The 19,943-nt window shown below is 58.0% G+C and carries 15 protein-coding genes; 1 reads left to right on the top strand and 14 read right to left on the bottom strand.

The annotated features are described in order from the left end of the window. Positions 1–2: 2 nt before the first annotated feature. The 7 genes from AC3RLQ_RS25980 to AC3RLQ_RS25950 all read right to left on the bottom strand — a co-directional run bounded on the left by AC3RLQ_RS25980 (position 3) and on the right by AC3RLQ_RS25950 (position 9,690). Complete coding sequence (locus tag AC3RLQ_RS25980; RefSeq protein WP_493031587.1) at positions 3–1,997, bottom strand: FG-GAP repeat domain-containing protein; 1,995 nt, start codon at positions 1,995–1,997, stop codon at positions 3–5. Positions 1,998–2,012: 15 nt separating this feature from the next. Beyond that, the gene (locus AC3RLQ_RS25975; RefSeq protein ID WP_493031586.1) at positions 2,013–3,617 is read right to left on the bottom strand and encodes a fucose isomerase; all 1,605 of its coding nucleotides are present in this window, start codon (positions 3,615–3,617) and stop codon (positions 2,013–2,015) included. 104 nt (positions 3,618–3,721) lie between these two features. Then, positions 3,722–5,839, bottom strand: coding sequence for an agarase (locus tag AC3RLQ_RS25970; protein WP_493031585.1), 2,118 nt, complete (start codon positions 5,837–5,839; stop codon positions 3,722–3,724). A gap of 22 nt (positions 5,840–5,861) precedes the next feature. After that, complete coding sequence (locus AC3RLQ_RS25965; protein ID WP_493031584.1) at positions 5,862–7,271, bottom strand: MATE family efflux transporter; 1,410 nt, start codon at positions 7,269–7,271, stop codon at positions 5,862–5,864. Continuing rightward, positions 7,272–7,709: a DUF5069 domain-containing protein gene (locus AC3RLQ_RS25960; protein ID WP_493031583.1), complete on the bottom strand. Its 438-nt coding sequence runs from the start codon at positions 7,707–7,709 to the stop codon at positions 7,272–7,274. A 68-nt stretch (positions 7,710–7,777) separates the two neighbouring features. Next, the gene (locus tag AC3RLQ_RS25955) at positions 7,778–9,109 is read right to left on the bottom strand and encodes an MATE family efflux transporter (protein WP_493031582.1); all 1,332 of its coding nucleotides are present in this window, start codon (positions 9,107–9,109) and stop codon (positions 7,778–7,780) included. Further along, positions 9,106–9,690: a DinB family protein gene (locus AC3RLQ_RS25950; protein ID WP_493031581.1), complete on the bottom strand. Its 585-nt coding sequence runs from the start codon at positions 9,688–9,690 to the stop codon at positions 9,106–9,108. The genes AC3RLQ_RS25955 and AC3RLQ_RS25950 overlap by 4 nt, the downstream gene beginning before the upstream one ends. A gap of 78 nt (positions 9,691–9,768) precedes the next feature. Here AC3RLQ_RS25950 and AC3RLQ_RS25945 point away from each other — a divergent pair, with 78 nt between their 5' ends. Beyond that, complete coding sequence (locus AC3RLQ_RS25945; RefSeq protein WP_493031580.1) at positions 9,769–10,152, top strand: winged helix-turn-helix transcriptional regulator; 384 nt, start codon at positions 9,769–9,771, stop codon at positions 10,150–10,152. Positions 10,153–10,211: 59 nt separating this feature from the next. Here AC3RLQ_RS25945 and AC3RLQ_RS25940 read toward each other — a convergent pair whose 3' ends face one another. The 7 genes from AC3RLQ_RS25940 to AC3RLQ_RS25910 form a co-directional block, all read right to left on the bottom strand. Further along, positions 10,212–10,634 carry an OsmC family protein gene (locus AC3RLQ_RS25940; protein WP_493031579.1) on the bottom strand — a complete coding sequence of 141 codons (423 nt, stop codon included), beginning with the start codon at positions 10,632–10,634 and terminating at the stop codon, positions 10,212–10,214. A gap of 54 nt (positions 10,635–10,688) precedes the next feature. Beyond that, on the bottom strand, positions 10,689–12,137 hold the full coding sequence (locus AC3RLQ_RS25935) for a 3-keto-disaccharide hydrolase (protein WP_493031578.1): 1,449 nt from the start codon (positions 12,135–12,137) through the stop codon (positions 10,689–10,691). Beyond that, positions 12,134–13,015, bottom strand: coding sequence for a metallophosphoesterase (locus AC3RLQ_RS25930; protein ID WP_493031577.1), 882 nt, complete (start codon positions 13,013–13,015; stop codon positions 12,134–12,136). The genes AC3RLQ_RS25935 and AC3RLQ_RS25930 overlap by 4 nt, the downstream gene beginning before the upstream one ends. A gap of 3 nt (positions 13,016–13,018) precedes the next feature. Continuing rightward, complete coding sequence (locus tag AC3RLQ_RS25925; RefSeq protein ID WP_493031575.1) at positions 13,019–14,737, bottom strand: DUF4838 domain-containing protein; 1,719 nt, start codon at positions 14,735–14,737, stop codon at positions 13,019–13,021. Between the two features lie 251 nt (positions 14,738–14,988). Next, complete coding sequence (locus tag AC3RLQ_RS25920) at positions 14,989–16,257, bottom strand: polysaccharide pyruvyl transferase family protein (RefSeq protein WP_493031574.1); 1,269 nt, start codon at positions 16,255–16,257, stop codon at positions 14,989–14,991. Positions 16,258–16,287: 30 nt separating this feature from the next. Continuing rightward, entirely contained in the window at positions 16,288–17,871 is a 1,584-nt protein-coding gene (locus tag AC3RLQ_RS25915; protein ID WP_493031573.1) for an FAD-dependent oxidoreductase, read from the bottom strand. Positions 17,872–17,881: 10 nt separating this feature from the next. Beyond that, positions 17,882–19,927: an FAD-dependent oxidoreductase gene (locus AC3RLQ_RS25910; protein ID WP_493031572.1), complete on the bottom strand. Its 2,046-nt coding sequence runs from the start codon at positions 19,925–19,927 to the stop codon at positions 17,882–17,884. Positions 19,928–19,943: the final 16 nt, after the last annotated feature.

Here is a 19,943-nt window from a genome sequence, read left to right as displayed (position 1 = left end):
AGCTATTTTGCCTGCGGATTCTGCAGGTAATAGAGATGCCCGTCCTCCGCGCCGCCGACGAAATCCGGCAGGCCGTCAGCGTTGAAGTCCACCGTGGTGGGGCTCACGTCGTGGCCCTCGATGTTGGCATCGATGAGAAGGCCCATGTCAGCGAAGAACCATTTGCCATCGCTGCTGGAGGTCTGGCGGATGAAGTTGGCGTTCGCGGAGTTGAGCAGGATGTCGAGTTTGCCGTCCTTGTCCCAGTCCATGATGCAGATCTTGCGCCTGCCGCTTTTTCCCGCGATGCCAGCATTCAGACGCAGCGGTTCGCCGGGCTTCATGGCCACAGGTGTTTTCACTTTGACCGCCTTGTCCGATGCCGCAGGTGCTTGCACTTCCGGAGCCGCGCAGAGAACACGCTGCGGGTGCTTGAGGATGAGTTTGCCCTTCTGCTTCGCCCGCTCAAAAAACGCGAGGTAGCCTTCCTGATCGAGCATGATGAGATCGGTGAGGCCGTCCTTGTTCCAATCGACAGCGACAGGTGTGGTGCGCCACTGGGTGAGCAGCGCCTTGCCTTCCGGACGCAGCCAGCCATAGGCGAGCGTAGGCTGTGGCCCATTCCATTCGACTTCCACCGGCTGCGCTGCGGCAAGCTGCGGCTTTTGGCGTGTGCCGATGTTTTTATACCACACGACTTTGCCGAGGATGGAGTTCAGCAGGAGATCCGGCAGTCCATCGCCATCCCAATCTGCCACTGTCTGCGTGGTGTAGCCCCATTTGGCCTCGCAGGGCCCCTGGATGCTGCCATTGCCACCGGCCATTGGACGGATGACCTTGCCCGCAGCTTCGAGGCGCACGGGTGCGGCCCACTTTGGCTGCTCCACGCCTTTGCCGCTGAGATTTTCAATGAAGCCGACGTAGCCTGCCGTGTTGCCGCAGATGATGTCCGTATCGCCATCGCCATCCCAGTCGAAGCCGACAGGCGTCGCGAGCGCGCCAAACTTCACTTGATCCGCCTCCTGCAGGAAGTAGCGGGGCTCGGCAAAAACGGGCGCTTTGTTATCGAGCTTGCCGGTGTTTTCGATGAGGGCCACTCGGCCATCTTCGTCGCCACAGATGAGATCGACATCGCCGTCCTTATCCCAGTCAATCGCGGTGGGAGTGATCATCTCCAGATCCATCGTGAGATAGCGGCCCGTGTCTGCCTTCAGGCGGACGCCAAGCGCATATTTCGGCTGCGTGCGCGTTCCGGTGTTTTGAAAATAGGTGAAGCCGTCGAGAAACTCGCCGCAGAGCAGGTCGAGATCACCATCGCCATCGAAGTCCGCCATGTTGGGTGAAGGCCAGCCGAAGGTTTCCACCGGGCGATCAGTGGCCATGATTTTCTTCGGCTTGTCGTAGGCGGGTTTGTCATTCGTGCCGGTGTTGCGCAGCACATACACGTATCCGCGCAGCGGGCCGTTCATCCAGCGGCCGTTTTCGTTGTAGGCGTTGTCCCAGCCGTACTCGGTCCAGTCATCGACGCCGACAATGAGGTCGTTGTTGCCGTCCCCATCGAAATCCACCACGCGCCACATGTCGCCGCGTACTTTGTTGGGGTGCACTTTCGCATCCACCGGCAGCTTCTGCTCATGCTCCAGACCGGTTTTGAGAAAGTCAGGATATACTTTGCCTGGCGAAAACACATGCGGCTTGCCGTCCACATAGCTGACCTGCACATTCTGTTTTCCTGCACTGATGCGTTTGGCGGGCTTGAACACCGGCATCTTGTTTTTGGCGGTGTCGCCGCTGGCGTTCTCGAAGAAGTAAGTGCCGTTGTAGGGCTTGTCGGGGCAGTTCACCACGAGGTCGAGATCGCCATCGCCATCGAAGTCCATGGGCAGCGGCCACGCCCACAAACCCACACCGAGATCGACCACGAGACCGGGGTTGTTGTACTTGAGAGGCGTGAGGCCGTCAGCGGCAAAGGCCTGGCTGCAGACACAGGCAAGCAGGAGGGGTTGGAGGAGCTTCATGGTTGGGAAAAACAATCAACGCGACAGAGTGCCGCACACATTCACCTGCATGCCCAGAGCACGGGCCATCGCCGCCTTGGCAAACATGCAGTCGTCCGCTGCCTTCGCGTCATTGGCATAGGCAACCTGGACATGATTGGCCTGGTGCTTGGCCATGAGCTGGTCGCGGCTCACGCCATAGGTCACCGCGCTCATGATCGGCCACTGCGGTGTGGTGAGCTGCCAGCGGCGCTCGGTTTCTTCACGCGGAAGATCGGCGACACACCCGCGGCCGATGTCCATGTGCAGCGCTTCATCCTGCACGTAAATGCGTGACCAGACAATCTCGCCCGGCTTGGAGATACCACGCAGAGTGGAACCGCCGCTGGGGAAGTACATCGCGGGCTGGCGGAAGCCCTCGGCGCTCTTCCAGCCTTCGGCAAAATGCGCAGGAGGTGCCGCGCCACTGATGAGGAAGACCCAGACGTAGTCCTTCTCGTACTTTTCTCCCCAGCGCACGTCATGCAGTGTCGTCTCAACCGGCTGCTGCAGGGCACGATGCACCCGCTGCGTGAGCATGCCGTCGAGTCCGGCACATTCGTCCACTTCATTGAAGTGCAGCAGCGGCTGGCCTTCCAGCAGGGTGCGTTTGCGGTCACGCGATTTCACCGGGGGACGGTCCGAATTGTTGAGCATGCCTTCCACGAGATCACTCGCCGGCAGCAGATCCTTCAACCCCTGCTGATACTGGATGCCGATGGCGTCGCAGCCGAAGTCATCCGCGATGCGCAGGGCAGCAGCGTACATTTTGCATTGCAGCCTCACCTGATCGCGCGTGAGCTGAGTGGCGTGGTTGTCGCCGAGCTGGAAGGTCATGCCGTGCTTCACCACCCAGGTGTGGATGGCCAGTGCGTCCGAATCGCTCACCTGCATGGCTTCATGATAGAGCGCGGACTGGCTGAGGCGCTCCTTGAACACGCCACAGGCATGCAGTGCGTGGTCGGGAATGATGGCATTGAACATGCCCATGCAGCCTTCATCAAAGATGCCCATGATGGCCTTGTCTGCGCGCAGCGTGGCAGCCAGCTCCTTGCCCAGCGCCGCAGGCTTTGCAGGCACCTTCACCTTCTCCAGCTTTTGCACATGGCTGAGATCGTGGGTGATGCTGCCGGTCTTGAGCCACTGCTTGAGCTTGGTTTTGAAAAACGTGTCGGTGAAGTCTTCGCTCCACAGCGTGGAGTATTTCACGCCGGCTTTTGTGAGCGAGCCATTCAAATTCAGCATGCCCACCAGTCCTGGCCACTGGCCGCTCCAGTTTGCCACCGTCAGAATCGGGCCGCGATGTGTGGTCAAACCCGCCAGCACATGGTGCGAGTACTGCCATACTGCCTCCGCCACGATCAGCGGTGCCTCGGGATCGATGCCGCGAAAAACCTCGATGCCCATCCGCTGTGAATCGATGAACCCGTGCTTCTTCGACGTGTCCAGAGCATGCGCACGCTTGACCTCCCAGCCCTCTGCCTTCAATGCGGCACCCAGCGCCTCCTCCATGGCTGCCTGGGCTGGCCAGCACGTTTGATTGGCAGAAAGGCGCAGGTCACCGCTGGCCACGAGCTGAAGGATTTTGGATTTGGATGGCATAAACCACATCTTAGCCAAGAGACTTGCATTTCACCAGCACAAGTCACAACTCGCACCAGATGAGCATCCTTGGCACCTGGATGACCATCCTTGATCTAGCCGCCTTATTTTGCCTCGACGCGGAAACGGGGATCATCCCAGGCGAACGGCGGGCGCTTGCCCAGCAGAAGATCATAGATGGTGTGGTTTGTCTTCATCATCTCAGCCAGCATGTCCTTCCAAGGACGGTCAGCCACGCTGACGAGGCCGGTGTTGTAGCTCTCCCCATTGTACTTGCTGAACCAGCGGCCCGTCGTCGCCTGATCAATGAGGGTGAACCACTCAATGCCAATGACAAAACCCAGGGAGGCGCTCTGCTCGACGTAGTTGCGATAGGCCAGTCCCCGCTCCTGCTGGCTGCTGACCTCACGCCCACCCACCAGCCCGCTGTCCTTAGGAGAAGCCCAGAAGAACTCGCTGAGCATCATTGGCTTGTTGCCGGTCCATTCGTGGAAGCGCTTCAACGCCTCCGTATCCACACCGAAACTATAATAGTTGTAGGAAACCACATCCAGATGCCTGCCCATGATGCGGCAGAGACGTTCGTCATTCATCGTCACCGGTTGCAGACGACTGCCCAGAAGCATGTGATTTCGGTCGTGCTGGCGGAACACTTTTTCGATCTGCGCAAAGTAGGTTTCCATGAACGCGCCCACATAATCTTTCATGTCGGTTTTGGCCGCGTCCGTGGTCACCGCTAGCCCGACATCGATCAATTCATCAAAGGAAGCCGCTTTGAGCTGCCATGCGTTGTTGAAGACATTGATGGAATGGTACTTGTCCTTCAGCACCGCCACCAGGCGCCGCTTGCAGGCTTCTTTACCAGTGAGGGAAGGAACGACGCGTGAGATTTCATCGTAACGCGGCTCATTCACGATGAAATAGCCGATGAGCAGCGGATCATTCGCGCGCGCAGGCAGCTCACGCGCGAGGTTTTCGGTGATCTTTTGTGCGGTCGCAGCATCATACGGATCCCACACCTCATGCACGCCGGGGATGCGCGGCACGCCCTCCCAGGCATTGATCGGCAGGCTGGTCACATACGGGAAATCGGCCTTCACATGCGCCTTCTCGGGTGTGGGACTGAACGCGCCGATGGAGTTGAAGCCCCACTTGCGCACCCGCTCGATCATCCGTGCAGCATGCGTTTCATAGTCATAGGGAGCGCCGAACTTGCGGATCACGTTCGCTAGATAGAAAGAAAAATGTGCATGCCCATCCCCGGGCCGGAAGGCACTGGCAAACTCGCCCTCTGCCTTTGGCAGCCACTCGTAGATGCCTTCACGACCTGTGACGTAGGTGTAGTCGTCGCTCGGGGCGAAACCGCAGATGCCGAGGTGGAAGAAGGCGTTCCCATCGGGATCAACTAGCCATGCCTTGCCCTGCTTCTGTTCCACATGAAAGAAGCCGGTCTTCTTCAGGCCCAGCGCCTCGCCACTGCCGGGCTGTCCGCCGAAACGGTCCAGCTTCGGCGTTTCGATGCCTGAGTAGTAGCTCTTGTCCGCCTCCACATCAGCCTTCAGGTCTTCCAGGCTTTTGAGCTTGTTCGGGAACGAATCTTTGAGGCTCTGACCAAAGGGATCAATCAACTTCGCGACGGCAGCGAGATCTGAAGTGATGCGAATTTTCGCCGTTGGCTGGTCCTTATTGTACGATACCATGAAGAACCAGTTGTAGATCGCCCAGTTCCACTCGCGATTGTCCGTGAGCTGCTGAAACGAATAATCCGGCGTGGTGAAGCTCAGGCTCTGACCCTGCGCATTCTTCAGCAGGAAGCTCGTGCTGTTCAGGCTAGCCAAATGGGGTGGCGAAGACTTTTCCGCCGGAAACTTGCCTTCCTTGTCTGCAATCTTCCACTCGCCGCCTTTCGCGAAACCGATGTCAATAAGGACGGACATTTTCCATGACTTCACATCTGCTGGCACACCTTTAAATGAGAGGTCGATCTCATCCTTGCTGATGGAAACTGCACACTCAGCCCCGCCCTCATAGCGCACCGTCGCGTTTGTCCCGGTCGCTTTCACCTCGATCTGTTTGTGCACCGGATCAAACTCAGGATAGGTCAACGTGAAACTGCCGAGGCTGCCGGCGGAAATTTCAATGCCTGCGCCGGCGCTTTGGATCTCGGCGGCAGATGCGGTCACGCAAACCATTGAGATCAGGCCGAAGAAGAGATTTTTCATGAAACGAAAAGGAGGGCTGGATTCAAACTTTCTGTGTTTTCCACCGGCCCCGTTTGAAAAGCAACCCGCTAAAAATGGCAAGCAGTGAGTAGGAGATGGGGACCGAGATGAACGCGCCCACAGGCCCAAATCCGCATGATTTTGCCAGCCCCCATGCAATGGGAATCTGCCCCAGCCACAGGCAGATGAAATTCAGCCGGGCTGGTGTCCAGGTATCACCAGAACCATTGAAGGCGGATTCAAAGCACATGCCTGCCGCATAGAGCGGGAAGGCGAGGCTCACGATCCATAGCGCCTGAGTGCCGAACGCCACCACTTCGGGATCCGCAGTGAAAAGACGGATCAACGGATGCGCGAGCAGTACGAAGCAGATGCCCACGATGCTCAACACGATGACGTCGAATTTCATGGCGATTTTGACCGCCGCCTCCGCGCGCTCCGGCTTCTTTGCGCCGAGGTTTTGCCCCACCAACGTAGCCCCGGCATTTGCCAAACCCCATGCGGGCATCAGCGCAAAGACCACAATGCGAATCGCAATCGTATAACCCGCCAGCGCCGCACTGCCGAAGAGCGCGAGAATCTTGAACAGCCCCACCCAGCTCGTGGTGCTGATGAGAAGCTGGATGATGCCACTTCCGGACTTGCTCAGCACCGCAGAAATCACCTCCCGCTCCGGTTTGAAATGCTGCCAGCGCACTTTCACGCGGCTGTGATGCCCCGCGAGATGCCAGAGCTGATACAGCACGCCAACGCCGCGACCAATGTTCGTCGCCACCGCTGCACCCGTAACTCCCAGTTCGGGAAAAATCCACCAGCCGAAAATGAAGCATGGCCCCAGCACGATGTTCAGCGCATTCGCCAGCCACAAAGTCCGCATGGCGATCACGGCATCACCCGCACCCCGAAAGATGGCGTTGATGAGGAAGATCAAAAATACCGTGGCATTGCCACCCAGCATCATGCGGGCAAAACCGGAACCCAGCGTCACGATCTCTTCATCCGCACCCATCAGCCGCAGAATATCCGGGGCGAAATACCCGAGCACGATGCCCAGTCCCGTCGCTATCAGCACACCTAAAAGCACGATCTGTCCCGCCGCCTGTGCTGCGAGTTCCGGCTCCTTTTCACCAATGCGACGCGATATAATCGCCGTGGCAGCAATCGATATGCCAATCGCCACCGCATAAATGAGCGTCATGACCGACTCCGTGAGTCCCACGACGGCCACGGCCTCCTTTCCGAGATGGGAAACCCAAAACACATCCGCCACCGCGAAGAGTGACTCCATGACCATCTCCAGCACCATCGGCACCGCGAGCAGGATGACCGCGCGGTTCAGAGGCAGCGCGGTGTAGTCATGCTGCTCCGCACCGCGCAACGACTGCCGCACGCTCTGCCAGAATGAAACCGGTGGTGATGCCTCTTCACTCATTCAAGGCAGCCTTCCCTCATCCACATCAATATATTTCGTGATGGTCTGGATGTCGTCACGATCACCGAGGCCGCCATCGGCTTTTCGTTTTGCCAATATGTCAGTGATGTGATCATTGATGCCGAGTTTCAGAATGTAGTAGTTCCAGACGAGCTTGTCGGTGTCATTCAGCGGGCGGCCGTGCACCTGACACCAGTGCAAAATCTCCTCGTCCGTTCCCCCCTCCAGCACGCGGGCCTTGAGATCTTCATAGTTCACATGCAGGAATCCGACGCAGCTGCCGTCACTGCCTTTGCCCAGATTCGCATGCAAATCCTCCCACAGCTTGCCTGTGGCATGCAGGCGGATCTTGCCCAGCATGCGCGGGAAGTATTTCAGGCCGGCGGTTTCATCGAGTGGACTACAAGGCAGCGTGGCGGGATCAGGTTTGGCAGACATGACGGATGCGTCGCTGGTGCCGCGAATTTGTCAATCAGGCGCTGCTCTTCTCCAGCGACAGAAATGCTTCAAAACTTCCGCCATCCCCAGCCGAGCGCGAAAAGGGCGGCGCTCCAGGTGACGATGCAGATGCCCCACCACACGCCCCACAGCCCCCACCCAAGCGTGAAGGCCAGGGTGTGAAACACCACCACGGGTGCGGCGAGCTGCCGGTAGATGCCCATCCACAGACCATAGGCAGGCTGTTTGATGCCCTGCATGGCAAAGACGGTGACAAACAGAATCGGATAGGCCGCAAGAGTGAGCGATGAGCTGAGCAAGTAGTTCCGACCATGCCCGATCACGATCGGATCCTGGCTGAACATCTTCATGGCAGGATCACGCAAGAGCCACACGAGCAGGCCGCCGAGCAGCATCAACCCAGCGCCGATTTTCACATTCGTTACCCAGGCCTCGCGCACGCGGTGTGGGAGTCCTGCGCCGTGGTTCTGCCCCACGATGCTCAGCACCGCGGAATTCAGGCCGATGGCCGGCATGAGCACAATCTGCTCGACTCGAGTGGCGATGCCTGTGGCCGCCACGGCTTCCTTGCCGAAGTGCTTCACAAACCATGTGATGACGAATACACCCAGAGAAATGGTGAGCATGTTAAGCGCCGCTGGAACAGCCTGTCCTGCAATCCGCCGCAGCACCTGCAGATCAGGCTTGAAATCATCCCGTCGCAGATCGCGGCAATAGTGCGCCCTGCTGACATGTGACCACAGAAAGAGCCCGCCACCCATCTGCACAAGCACCGTGGCCAGCGCGATGCCGGCCACGCCCAGTGCGGGCAACCCCGTCCACCCCCACATCAGCACTGGATTGAGCACGATGTTCGCCACGAAGCCGACGATGAGAAAATTCCGATACACCCAGGTGGTGCCCTGGGCAGACAGCGCTGAGTTCAGAATCATCGGCAGCAAAAAGAACACCCCGCCAGCGAGGATCACGTGTATGTAATCCAGCACGGTGCTCAAATAACTGCCCTCGGCACCGAGCAGCCGAAACAACCCCGGGGCCACCAGCCAGCCCACGATGGAGAGCAGGACACCCGCCGTGGTGGCAAACACCAGCGACTGCGCAAACACCCTGCGCGCTTCCGCCACGTGCCCCGCGCCCAGCGCATTCGCCAGCAGGGCCGTGGTGCCCTGGCTGATGCCGCTGCCCATGGCAAACACAACAAAGTACAACGGAAACGACAGCGAAAGCGCCGCCAGCGACTCCGTCCCCAGCCAGCCCGCGCACAGCGTGTCCACCACGTTGAACATCGTGTTGAAAAACATGCCGACACTCATCGGCAGCGCGATGCGCCAGATGAGCTGGGGGATGGGATCTGTGGTGAGCGAGAGAGGCTGCTTCATCGGCCCAATCCTAGCAGGATGCTTTGAATCTGCGCGCGATGAACTCCCATATGTGTGCCCGCCATCGCCGCCCAGCCGAAAGCATCCAGCGAACCGAACCACGGATGCTCAAAGCGCTGCTGAGTCTTTAAATCCTGCGCCTCGGTGATAGCGGCAATAACGCTGTCACAGGAACGCTCATAGCCCTCCTCGACATCCGCTGTCACTGCGGCGCTCGGCTTGACTGCCGCGGTGCTTGCCTTGCCAGGCGGCACCTTTCCATGAGTGAGTGCGTTGATGACCCGGATGAGACCGATGTGAATGATGCGCAGATGCTCCAGCGTCATCCACACAGACCAGTTGCGGCTGCTGTCCTCCAGACCGCGCAAACGCTTGATGAGCACTCGCTCGCCCCGCTGCTCCGCTGGACAGGAATCCACCAGTGCACGGATCGCCGCACGTTCTTCCTTGAACTTGGCAACAAAGGCTTCGCGGCTGCCCCGACGGCATGTCCTCGCAAACATCATCCGGGCAACCCAGAGTTCGATGATGGGCAGACCGGCGCCCGGCGGGGCGAGTTGAGGATCAGTGCTGGTGCTCATGGGTGCAAAATTGTGCATTACTTGCATTATGCAAGTCTTTTACTTTTGAAACGCAAGTGTTTGGAATCATAGTCCCCCATGCCCAAGGCCAAAGCATCCAAACGCCCGATCAAGGCGACACCGCCATCCTCACGCCGCTCCCCCTGCCCTGTGTCCTGTGCACTGGACCTGTTTGGTGACCGCTGGACGCTGCTCGTCATCCGCGATCTCATGCTGGGCCGCAGCCGCTTCAAAGACTTTGTCAGCTCCCCCGAAGGAATCCCCACCAACATCCTCAGCGACCGTCTCGAACGACTGCTTGAATCAGGCGTCGTGCATCAGATTCCGACTGCGGATGGTGGGAAACGCATGGCCTACGAACTCACTGAAAAAGGCGAGGCTCTGCGCCCCATCTTGAAGTCCATGCTTGACTGGGGTCTGACGTGGGAGCCGGGCACGAAAGCCATCTTGCAGCAAAGCTGACCAAGTCCGGTGTCACAATGACACCGGACTTGGCAAATCTTCTTCATGCACAGCCTGGGTCACGCCAGCTTCGCGTCCATCGTGATCGTCGCATTCAGCAGCTTCGAGACGGGACACCCCGCCTTGGCTTTGCCCGCGAGATCTTGAAAGGTGGCGTCGTCGATGCCAGGGATGACGGCCGTCACATCGAGATGGCTGGCCGTGATAGCGAAGCCACCGTCTTTGGGCTCTAGAGTGATGGTGGCACTGGTATCGATCTTGTCGGGGGTAAATCCAGCGCCTCCCAGAATCATGGAGAAAGCCATCGAGAAGCAGCCCGCATGGGCCGCACCAATGAGCTCCTCAGGATTCGTCCCCTGCTCGCCTTCGAAGCGAGTCTTGAAAGAGTAGGGTTTGTCAGTGAGCGCACCGGAGCCGGTGCTGAGAGTTCCGGTTCCTTCTTTAAGGGACCCCTGCCATTGAGCGGATGCTTTTTGTTTCATGATCGTGTGGATGAGAGTTTGCCAGGAAGACCCATTCTACGATTGGCGGTGAAATCAGGACTTTGAAATTCGTGAGACAATCACCTCTGAAGTTTTCCGGTCGATCGAATACAGCACGCCGGCTTCACCGCGATCCCAAGCAAAGGCCTGGCCGTGAGCACTGATCGGTATCGCGCTCTGCCAGAGCAACACGTCACCCTTGGCCGGGAGATCGAGCACATACAGCTCCTGCGCATCATGGCCGGTGATGAAGAGATGCCCAGCAGGACCAAAGCCGCCGCCAGAACTGCTGTTCTTGCCAAACTTCGCCACCGCTTCGCTCGGAAATTTCAGTTCTCCGAGCTTCTTCCACTGAGAATCAAACATCACGATCCGCGTCTTCGCAGGATCACCGGTCTTCGCATACTGCGCAAAGCAGGCGTACCAAACTCCATCGCGACGGTCCACCCAGGTCAGCGAGCCGTCGGCATCCGTCAGGTCAATAGACTCCAAATGATGCATCGTCTGTGGATCCCAAATCTCCACGGAGCTCGTCATCGGCATAGCGGGATAGTTCGAATGGGCACAGTAGAACTTTCCATCAAGCACGAGCCCTGCGTTCAGATGCTTGATGTGTCCATCCTTTGCCTCCTTCCAGCCGCCAACGCGTTCCCCGTTGTCTTTGCGATACTTGCCAATGGCCGAGTTCGTGATCGCATAAAAATGCATATCATCCACTGCCACGCCTTGATGCGCCTCCTCAGCTTTGAAGCGTTTTAGCTCTTGGTGCCGCCATGCAGATTTCTTCGCGGGCTTGGATTTGGGATTCAGTAGTTCCTGGATGCGCGCCTCTTCTTTTTTCAATGCCCCCTCCGGCACGGGCATGGGCGTGAGGTTCTCGCTCACCAGCGGCTCATCAGCTGGAATCGCACGCCAGCGCAGGTTCTTGAACCACACATCGGCGCCATGATCCTGCAGCCAAAGATTGCTGCCCCGCTTTGCCAGATCCGTGCCGCGATAGCTCACCAGTTTAACGGCGTCTTTCCAGCGCGAATCGGCATAGTCAAAATCGACCACTTTCTCTCCATTTAACCAATGCTGAATGACGCTGCCCTTGCAGATGACGCGCGCCTCATTCCACTGCTCAAAGGGCCGCACCACATCCTTGGTCGGGGACATGCAGAAGAACAGTGAGCCAGCGCTTTGCCGCGGATTCTCGCCATAGGGACTGTTGGCGTTGTCGAGCAGCTGATACTCATATTGACCCGGCCGGTAATACACACCGCTGTTGCAGCCCTTCGCCACCTTCCAGTCAAAGCGCAGCTCGAAATCATCCGGCACCTTCGCCTTTTCATAGGTCAATGAGCCGCCCTTCTTCACGCGTGCGATCTCGCCGTTCACCACCGACCAGTTGCCATCATGCTTCCAGCCATCAAGGGTTTTTCCGTCGAATAGGGACTCAAAGCCAGGCTCCAGCGCGAGCGCGGAGCTTGTGAATGCCAGGAGTAGGAGAATGTATTTCATGCGTGATTCAAAGCGCGGTTTACCTGCCTGCGGAAGCCATTCAAGCGCAGCGATCCATCAGTCATGATGTCGAGCAGCGAGTAGCCGTTGTTTTCCAAACCGCTGCCTTCCACCATCGCGACGAGCGTGGTGTAGTGGATGCCGGCGATCTGCTGGTAGTCGTTCTTGTGCGAGTGGCCTTGGAACACAGCGAGTACTTTGCCGGACTTCTCCAGCAGTGCGCGCACTTCGGCGGCATTGCGCACCGAATGCGCCTTGTCCATGTCGAGCCGTTGATGGGCGAATACAATCACCGGACCGCCTGCCTTGGCCAGCGAAGCCTCCAGCCATGCCAGTTCCTCCGTGGGCAGGTTGGCATCCTGCCAGTTGAAGTTCTTCCGTTCATACGGCGTGCCATCTTCACGGAAGCAGGCGTCGAGAATCAAAAACGTCACACCGTTTTCTTCGAAGACCTCATGCCCTCCCGGCGCCTTCGTGTGAGCAGCAAACTCCTGCTTCGTCAAGGTGCCCACGCAGTGGTTTCCCAGCACATAATGCCTCGGCATTGTGAGCCTGGTGAAGTGCGACTCCATCGTCTTCAGCCATTCGATTTCACGCTCCACCGAATCCGCCTGATCGATGAAATCACCCAGCTCGACCACGAATGCAGCTTTCTCGCGGTTCATCGCTTCCACTGCCTCATCCAGCTTCGCCAGTGCTTCGCGGTAGAATCTCGTTTTCGTCGGTTCCTTGTCTGCGTAGTGCAGGTCCGTCATCAACCCGGCGCGCAGCAGCGGTTTCGCATTCTCATCCGCCGCCAGCAGCTTTCCTGCGCCAAATCCGGCGAGAATGAGTGCATGATGATGAAGAAAGGCGCGGCGTGAGAAATAAGGGTTCATGGATCAGGGATACAAATCGGGGGTCTGCCGGGTTTCTTCGGACAATTTCCAGCTCAAATCCTCTACCCAGGCAAGGTGGTTGAAATTGCAGATGCCTGACCGTTCGTGGGCGCGGCGAAAAGCGATCAGCTCATCCACAGCACGTTTGATCTCGTCTTGGGTGGCGGTGGGAGTGGCGAGCGTGGGCACTGCGGAAACGCGGGTGCAAAGCTGTGCATGCTGCAGACCGAGTTGGAGAAATCTCACGCGAGCCGCTGCTTCCGCATCATTTCCTGCTGCACGCGATGCCAGCTCCAGCAAGGCCACCGCAGGCGCAAAACATTCCGGTGGATACAGCACATGCGCGGCCTTGGCCCAGCTCCGCCAGCGCGAAGCTTGCAGTGCTTCCATCGTCTGATTGATCTTCTCGCGACTGCCGGTAGTGTAATTTTCCCAATAGGAAAAATAGCTTTTCACCGCCTCCGAAGCAGCGCCGAAAGCCGCATAATATTCCGCCAGAACTTCTTCTGCCGAAGCCTCTGGCCGGACATGCAGGCGCGCCGCAGTGTAGAGATTCGGACCCTGCGTGGCCCAGTGGCCGGTGAGCGAGTCATAGTCGGTGGCGACCATGCCCTTCTCCACAGCGTGATGGAACTCATCGGCAAACTGATGCGCGAAAATGAAGGGCATGCAGTACCCATCCAGCAGATGATTCGTGCGCATGAACAACCGCGCCCCCGTGCCGCGCCAGTCCGCCCACTGCTGCTTCATCCATGCGTGTTCTTCAGCCGAGCGCGGAAACCAGCCTGCTGACGGGCAGTAACCGATGAGGATGTTCGGATTGAGTTTGATGCCACTCGTCGGTGCCTGGAAATAATTGAAGTAGGCGTAGCCAACGACAGTTGTCCCCGTGGGAGCCTGCTGCTGGATACCAAGCCAAAACCGAGCATAGCGGTCCGAGACAAAGCGCGAACCTGCCATCTTCGAAGTGGGCGGGTAAAACTTCAGGTAATCGCCAGGAGCAGCGCCATCCAGCGCTCGGCATTTGTCGCAAGTGCAGAGGCCGAGAATATCATTCTCACAGGCATTGATGAATCCGGGCGTCGTGGCATTGGGAGGACGCTTAGCGGTCCAGCGGGCGACGAGCTCACGCTGAAGTTCGGGATTGGAGACGCACATGGAGAAACGACTGTTTTTCTTGTTCGGTCCGCGCTTGCCACTCTCCAACAGTTGAAACCACTCAGGATGTGCTTTGCCATCCTTCTCCCACCAATCGGTGAAAGCATGCCCATAACTCACCGGATAACTCCGCCCCATGCGGTGCCGCCTGAGATACACGCTTTGATCTTCGCTGAACTGCTTGAAAGCGGCAGCCGTAAAACCCAGCGCCGGATGCTCGCTCTCAAATCCCAGCCCGGCACGCAGCCGCCGCTGGAACAGGCGCGGCGCGATGGTTTCATCGCAGCTCTTTGCCACCACCGTTTTCGTCTTCGGCACATGGGTGCCCAGTTCACCCGGCCAGATCCAGCGCACGCCCAGATCGCGGTCCAACCATTCATAAACACCCCAGAGCGTGCCGGCACGCGTGTCAGGATCCAAAGGATCTCCACCGCCATCGTTGCCAGCAATGAACACAGCGTCATTCTTCACCCGTAGCACAAATGCCTCCGCGGCAAGGTTCCCCACATCGATTCCCGCCTCACGTACGGCTCGGCTGTCGCCTAGGTAAATGCGCTGATTCAAGTTAACGTTGGCCGCGCTTTCCGTGTGGACCTCCAGTCGTATCCCTGTGCCCTTTTCCAGATGACGCACCAACTCCTCAGCCGCGTACCACACCACCTGTGTAGGATGATCTGCTGTGACGATGATCGCCCTTGCCTCTCCCTCACTCACCAAATTAATGTCGGCCCGGGCACAGAGCGAAAAGGCAACAAAAAGGAGGGCATGGCAGCGCAGAAACATCGTGCTGATAACGCACAGATGCGGCGAATGCTTCAAGCTGCCGACAAAATGCCCTTCACGTGCTGCATCGACTTGCCGAAGCATTCATGCACATAACCCATGGCCTTCTTCACTTTGGCCTGCGCCGCAGGGTAGTCAGAATCGATGGTGAACAGCGTCTCCGCCATTTTGTCTGCTGGTGTTTCGTCCATTTCCAGCAGCCACTCTTCAAGGCCGATGTCTTTGAACATCCAGCACTTCGGAGAGTGAAACTCCGAATAGGTGTGGATGATCGGCGTGCCGTTGGCCAGGGCGATGATCGGTGAATGCGGCTCGTGACAAACGATGGTATGGGCGCGTGCAAAGATGGAGGCGGCTTCATCCGCGTTCCAGAAGTATTCCAGGTTCACCACGTGCTTCTGGATCTCCGGCGGCAGGGGATCGTGAATGAGCCGCTTGTTGTGCTCCATCTCCTTCTTCACCTCGGGGGCGATGAGCACTTTGTGCCCGGTCTTCTTGACCCACATCGTCACCAGTTCCCGATACTTTGCCGCACGACGCTCATCATCGGCGATCTGTTCAGCGGTGGGATGCAGCGGGTTGAGCTTCGGGGTGCGGGTGTCATCCACGCCGGGCAGTTTGGCGGTGTTGGTGCGCAGTTGCAGGGTGATGAACTTCCGCTCTTTCAGCCCGAGCTTCTTCATGGTCGCCAATCCGCGCTCGTCATCGCGAACATCGATGCCGAGGCAGCCATCCGGACCAAATTCGAGCACAGGCGTTTTGATGCCTGCGTTCTTGAGGATGCTCAGCGTTTTGGTTTCACGCGTGTAGATGAACGAAGCCGCATTCAGCAAGGCGATGCGTTCTTCCGCACCTTTGCCCTCCACCATGCTGGCAAAATACGATTGCCCAAACAGTCCGTAGGGTTTGCCTGCCTTTTGACAAAACTGCATGAAGCTGATGTCCTGACCCATGCCTGAGTTGCGAATGAAAAGGTCACATCCGGCAATTGCCTGCCGCAGCGCCACGTCCTTTTCGCCTTTTCCTGTGAGGCTGCCCTGCAGGATCTCCACCTTGGGAAACCGCGTTTTGAGCATCACGGTGACGCGCTCGTCCAGCTTCATCGCCCACAGCACCACCTTCACCTCCGGCAGGTGCTCTTCGATGACACGCAGGGTTCCTGGTGTATGACCGATGTCACCGATGTTCACGGTATCCCAGGCAGACTGCAAAAGAATGGTCTTCGGCTTGCCATTCGCGGCAAAAACAGAACCACCAAGCGCGGCGGTGACGGAGGCGATGAAATGACGGCGGGTTTGCATGGTTGGGAGGCAGTGAAACTGAATTGAACGTTAAAATTCCGGCGGACCGTTGAGATGCTCACACTTCTCCGGCAGGCCGGGAATGAAATCGACCACCTGCTTCTGGGCGCGCAGCTTGTCCTGCAATGGGGCCAGCGGCACCTTCTGCACAGCGACATCGTCCTTCACCGCCAGCGCAGCGGCGATGCCTGCGGCGTGACCGGTGATCATCCACACGCTCTCCAACCGCAGTGTGCAAAAAGCCACATGGGTGTAGCTGGCAGCACCGGGAACCAGCAGGTTGGTGCATTCGGAGGCTTTCGGAGTCAGCGCCCGATAGGGAATCTGATAAGCATAACCCATGCGCCAGATACGTCCTTCATTGACGAACTCGTTTTCATTCAAGGCCACGCGCTGAACGTGATGGCAATCGATGAAATGGCTGCTCATGCCGATGCTGTCCGGCTTGCGGCGGTCTTCCTGCACATCCTGCTGCGTCACGACATATTCGCCACGCATCCGCCGCGCCTCGCGCACGTAGAGCTGATAGGGCAGGTTGCCATTGTCAGTGAACTCATCCTTGTGGAGGCCCAGCGCCTTCATCTCCTCCTGCACGTTCGCAGGTACTGCGGCATCCGTGGCGAGGAAATGCAGCAGACCCAGCGTGTAATCCATGTGGTCCTGGTAAATGCGGGCGCGCTCCTCGTACGTGGCATTGGGCCAGTCAAACTGTCCGCCAAAATGTCCCAGGGAGTAGATGGCGGACTGCTTGTTGTTCATCTCGAACTTGCCGTTTCTACGTCCGTATAGGTCGATGATGTCCGCAAGCTTCACCGGCTTTTTTTGCTGGGTCTGATCGCGGAACCAGCTGGCCAGCAATGCGTAACGCTTTTCGTCGTAATGTTTCGGCGAGGGGATGGGCACCTGCAGCTTGGGGTCCTTTGCCACCGTGAGGCGGAAATTGTAGTTCATCGGTGCACGATGGGCATCGCCTTCATGCAAATCTTTGGCCCACGCACTGATGCCTGGCAGCAACATTCCAATTTCATCCACCGTCCGGGCTTGGCGCGCTGTCTTGTCAAAACGGACGCCCGCAGCTTCTTCGCCAAACTCCGCCTTTGCCTCGCGACCGACTGCGTATTTGACACCCGCACGCGCCATAAGATCACCTTCGTAACCCGCGTCGATGAAGACTTTCGCCTGAAGCTTGGAACCATCCGTGAGGGTGACCGCAGTGATGCGCGCTCCTTCTTTTTCCACCGTATTCACCGACGCACCATAACGCACCTCCACCCCCGCCTCGCGCAGCATTTCGAGATAGATTTTTTCGGCAACACTGGACTCAAAGAAATACTCCGGTCCACCGGTCTGGTAGTGGGCGCCGAGACGGCGGTAAAATTCATCCGCAAAGCCGCCGATGGTCCATTTCAGCATGTGCTCGCTCTCGGCGGTGTTGATGCCGCTCGTGCTCAAACCGCCGACATGCTTCGTCGGCTCAACAAGCACCACCTTGGCCCCTTCACGTGCCGCCACGATGGATGCCGCAATGCCACAGGGCACTCCTCCATACACCACGATGTCCGCCGCGTTGAGGTGGGTGACGCAGATCAGGCAAGCAAAGAAAAAGGTCTTCATTGTGGGTGTTTCAGTTGTTCGACTCGATAAGTTGCAGCGCATCCAGAATGACGAACCCTTCTGTGCCGGTATTGCTGATAGTGATGACTGTTTCAACACCGCCATCAAGCTGCACGCTGCCGATGGTGCGAAACGCCTCTCCTGCGGCCAGCGGCAGCGTTTGATCAACAGTGAGATCTGTCTTTCGCCCTCCGCATTGAATCGTCAATGGCACTTTTTTGGCACGCGTCTCATGGGGTGAATAAGCCATGCGAATTTCGTAGTGGCCTGTCTTGGGCGCTTTGCAGTGAAAGATGGCGATGGACTGGCCGTCGGCGCGTTTGTCATCATGCAGATAGCCAGTGCCGATATGCGGCTTGAAGCCGGAAGAGCGGCCCCACTGGCCTTTGAGTTCAGCCTGCGAATCATCAAGCACAATACCGGGCAGGCTTTTTGGATCGACGTTCATCACCCCTTTGGCTTCGGGTGGAACATCCGGCAGCACGGGCAATTCGAGCACCTGCTTCTGTGCCAGCAGACGCTCACGCAATGCGGGATAAGGCAGCTTTTGCACGGCGATGTTTTGTTTCGCACTTACAGCGGCTGCAATGCCCGCGCTCTGGCCGAGAATCATCCACGTCGGCTCCACACGAATGGAAGAAATGCCCACATGGGTGCAAGACAGTGCAACGGGCACCAGCAGGTTGTCACACTCAGCAGATTTTGGCGTGATGGCGCGATATGGGATGTGATAAGGATAGCCATGCCGCCGACCGGTCATACGCACAGGCATGATGGTGCCCTCGTCCAAAACCATATCCTTTGTGCCCACTCGCTGGCAGTCGTGCGAATCGATGGGGAACGATGACACAATGATGGGATCGTCCTTCTTCGGCTCGTCCATGATGTCTTTCTGCGAGACGACGTATTCGCCGATCATGCGCCGCCCTTCGCGCACGTAAAGTTGCGGGGACCAGTGGTCATAGTCAGGAAATTCATCCCGGCAGAGGCCGATCTCCGCCATCTGCTGCCGCAGCGGTTCCGGCACGGCGGGATCGGTGCTGAGGAAATGATGCATCTCCAGGGTGTACTGTTTGTGAGCCTCCCAGATCTTCACGCGTCCGGTCTCGTCCGCTTCGCTCCAGCCGTTGCAGGCACCGACGAGGCCCATGGAGAACTGCTTCCCGATGCCGTTGTTTGCATCAAACTTGTTGCCCGGCAGCGGATACAGATCCCAGAGCAGATGCGGTCTCTTTTCCTCCGCAAAGTAGCGCCGCACGACTTCAAAGCGTGCGGGGTCATAATGTGCAGGCTGTGGAAACGGCACGCGGTTTTCCGGATCTTTGGTGACGCACAGACGGAAGCTGTAGACCATCACGTTCTTGTCGCCGGCCTCATCGGCACCAGCGTCAGTCGTCGTGATCAGAGGCAGCGGTTTGCCAGCGGTATCGAGACCGGAGATTGGGAGCTTTGCCTTCGAATACTGCTTTCCGGCGAGGGGTTCGCCGAACTCCTGCCTGCTTTCGCGGCCAATCGTCCAGCTTACTCCGGCGGCAGCCATCAAATCTCCTTCATAGGTGCAATCCACGAACACCTTGGCGGCAAAGTCACCGTCAGTCGTGACCAGTTTTGTGATGTGTTTGCCTTCCTTTGCCACTGATTGCAAAACCCGCTTCGTCAGCACCTTCACTCCTGCTTCATCCAGCATCTGCTGCGTGATCTTTGCCGCTATATGGGGCTCATAGGTCCAGGGTTTGTGGTCTTTGTCACTTACGGTGTAAGGCAGTGCAACACCGCGCATCTGATAGTCTTTTTCGATGCGCGCATGCCATTCCTCGAAGAGGCCAAGAACCGTGCTGCGCACCGTTTGATTGGAGTCGCTGAAACAGAGGCCGCCGGTGTTTACGCCGCCGACATGGGCGGTGGGCTCAAGCAGGATGACAGATGCACCCTCACGCGCTGCGGCGATGGCTGCGCAGAAGCCGCCCGGGGTGGCTCCATAGACAATGACATCCGCTTCCGTGGCGGCATGTGCTGAGAAACTGAGTGCAAAGAGAAGCGAGACGAGGCGAGTCATGGCTCTCATAAGAACA

Source organism: Prosthecobacter sp. GW821-HT29F12 (assembly GCF_058803405.1).
The sequence above is the reverse complement of the archived record's forward strand: the minus strand, read 5'-3'. Positions and strand labels throughout refer to the sequence as shown.